Raw genomic sequence first — 3051 nt, 5'->3', positions numbered from 1 at the left:
CACGGGCTGGGCTCGCGGTCCCCGCCCTGGCCGAGGATGTCATCCATCGCCGCCCCCAAGAGCACGCTGATCTGTAGGACCACGATACGTCGGGCTGGGGGCGCGCCCTTACGGGGGAGCCTAGACGGCGCTTGGCGATGACGTTCCGCATGGGGGTCTGTCTTAGTTCGCCTGGGCCCCCGCCGGGGCCAGCGGCCAGCAGACCTCGGTCTGCCACTGGGTCGCGTCGGGGATGTCGAGGGGGTTGGCGAGGGTACCGCTCCCGCACCGGGCCGGCCCCGCCCCTGAAGACCGCAGATCCTAGAGGACACAGCGGCGGCGATTACCGGCGAAGCCGCGCATGTGGCGAGTGTCGTGGGACCGACTAGGGTTCCGTGCAATGTTAGCCAAGACGGCGCTATCGGCTACCCGGGTCATTCGTGACTTCCGCGCGGGATCACACCCAACCACTCAGCCTGGGCCAGACGGCGTGACCAGGCTCATTGACCGGAGTCACTACCAGCAGGAACTGCGAACCGTAACGGCTGCCTCGCGGGGCCCCGAGGGCAGCCATGGGCATCACGTCGCGCCGACACCTATACCTCTGCCCACGGCGGTCATGACCTCTCCGCGCCATGCCCAGGCACTCTCGGCCATGGTGGTCTAGACCTGTACGCCCCGATGTTTGCTCCGTGTTTGCTCGGATGCCCCTGTACGCCCCGGCAGCACCCGGTATCTGCAGCCAACCCTCGGATACGGGCAACCGCACAGAACGGCAGGTCACGGCACGGGCCGGCATCAGGTAACATGAGTTAAGAGAGAAAAATCGAACTGAGCAGCGGACTCTTAATCCGCGGGTTCGGGGTTCAAGTCCCTGGCGGCGCACCCGGTCTGACCTGGGGTTTTACTGCCCCAGGTTATTTTTATGTGCCCGGTTTGTCCTGGTGTTTGGGCGGTGCTCGCTCCGTGCTTACTCGGAGGTCGGATGTTGGCGGGCTGGATGACCTTCCGATTGGTCTAGACCAGTCATAAGAAACCCCTTCCGGTGTGGTTACGCAGCGCGATAATTCCAGGCAGAAGTCCCGCAGGTAGGCAGCCACCGGGGAGTGGTCCACGAGTCCGCTGGAGCTCGGCCCGCCCAGCTCGGAATTGGGTAATATCCGTGGATTGTCGATTTGGCAGACGGGACGGGCGGTAGACGATGCCACTATTCGGCCGGCGCAGCGTGCCGGAGGTTACGGTCGACAACCTAGCGGGCGACCAGGCCGCCCATCGCTTGGCCGCGGAACTGGCAGCGGGCCGGTGGCAGGAACTGCACGACTTCCTGGCGACGACACAGGACCCCGAAGACCGGTTCTTCTATGTCAATCAGCTGAGCCGTGCCCTCGGGCACCGGCCTGAATGGGTCGATGAGTGGCGTGCGGCGCGGCCCGGATCGGCGTTGCCGGCCTTGTTCAGCGGGGCGCTCTACGTGCGCAGCGCATGGGAGGCGCGGGGGGCACTGCGGGGCAAGTACGTGACCCAGGATGCGGCCCGGCTGTTTCATCAGCGGCTGGTCCTTGCCGATCGTGACCTGGCAGCGGCCGCCGAGCTCGATCGGCGGGATCCGACTCCGCATGCGGAGTCGATATGGGTTGCTTTGGGCCTTTCTCTCGGCCAGCCCGAGCTGCACCGGCGGTTCACGGAGGTTAACCGCCGCCATCCATGGCATTGCGGCGCCTACCGAGCGGTGAGCCAGGGCGGCGGGCCGAAGTGGGGCGGATCGTTCGACACCTTGTTCGGGCTGGCGCAGCAGGTGACGGACCAGGCACCGGAGGGACACAGCGTGCATGCCTTTGTGCCGACAGTTCATTTCGAGCGCTGGATTTACTTCGGCTGGGGAAAGGACGCGACTGCGGCGGACCGCCAGGGTTACTTCCGGACTCCGCATGTCCGTGAACAGATCAACCAGGCCGCGCAGAAGTCCGTTGTCTCGCCCGCCTACCAGCCCGGGCACCAGGCGATCAGCGACCGGAACATGTTCTCGATGGCCTTTTGGCTGCTGGGTGATTACCGGGCGCAGCTCGAGCAGATGATGCTGACCGGTCCAGTGATCACCAGCGTGCCGTGGAACTACCTCAGCGATCCGATCGGCTCCTACCGGGAAGCGTGGGAGGAGGCCGCGGCAGCCCTCGCAGCAGGCCGCAGGTTCCGGTGAACCTCTAGGGCATGCCGTCCAATAGCGTCACCTCATGCGACCAGCGAATATTCAATGACTCAGGCCGCCAAGCCATGTGCCGCGCCAAGGCGCGGTACGTTGCCAGAGGCAGCGCGGCCGTCGACCGCGACGGCGAAGATTGAAGGGCAGAGATCCATGCCGGCCAGCACAGAACGGATTCTCGTGTCCCACGCCGGGGCGCTACCGCGGCCTGATGCCTTGCAACGCCTCTTCGGCGCGGGCCCGGGTTTCGAGGACGCCATCGACGCGGCGCTTCCCGGCGCGGTGGCGGAGGTGGTCGACCGGCAGGCGGCCGCCGGCGTTGACATCGTCAACGACGGGGAGATCTCCAAGCGGGGACTGTTCACCGGCTACATCCGCGACCGGATGAGTGGATTCGAGGCCGAGGTCGGCGGGGACCACCCGCCGGCCAACGCCGGGGTGACGGGCCGCGACCGCAGGGACTTCCCCGGCTTCTTCGCTGCTGGCTTCGGCGGCTTCGACTTCAAGGGGGCGATGCCAGCGTCGGAGGTCACCAGCCTGGCGACGCAGTACGTGTGCACCGGGCCGCTCAGGTACGCGGGTACGGCCCTCGTCCAGGCCGACATCGACCGGCTGACGGCGGCGGCAAGCGCACATAACGTGACCGCGTTCCTGCCCGCGATCACGCCCGGCACCGTCGAGCACTGGCTGCGGAACGACTACTACCCGGATGACGAGTCGTTCCTCGGCGCGATCGCCGACGTGCTGCACGAGGAGTACACGGCGATCACGGACGCCGGGCTGCTGCTGCAACTGGACGACCCGGACCTGCCCGACGGGTGGCAGATGTTCCCCGACATGACGGTGCCCGAGTACCGGCGGTACGCCGCGCT

The 3051-nt window shown here is 66.7% G+C and carries 1 protein-coding gene, 1 tRNA gene and 1 pseudogene; all 3 read left to right on the top strand.

Going from position 1 to position 3051, the window contains the following annotated elements:
• The first annotated feature begins 768 nt into the window (after positions 1-768).
• Positions 769-864 (top strand) — tRNA-Lys (locus WA805_RS01040).
• Positions 865-1255: 391 nt separating this feature from the next.
• On the top strand, positions 1256-2176 hold the full coding sequence (locus WA805_RS01035; protein WP_425241430.1) for a hypothetical protein: 921 nt from the start codon (positions 1256-1258) through the stop codon (positions 2174-2176).
• A gap of 219 nt (positions 2177-2395) precedes the next feature.
• A pseudogene (locus tag WA805_RS01030) lies at positions 2396-3051 on the top strand (hypothetical protein); the annotation flags it as partial.

The organism is Trebonia sp. (assembly GCF_049794275.1).
In the GTDB taxonomy this organism is placed as follows: Bacteria; Actinomycetota; Actinomycetes; order Streptosporangiales; family Streptosporangiaceae; genus Trebonia.
Note: the sequence above shows the minus strand (reverse complement) of the source record. Positions and strands in the feature narration are given on the sequence as shown.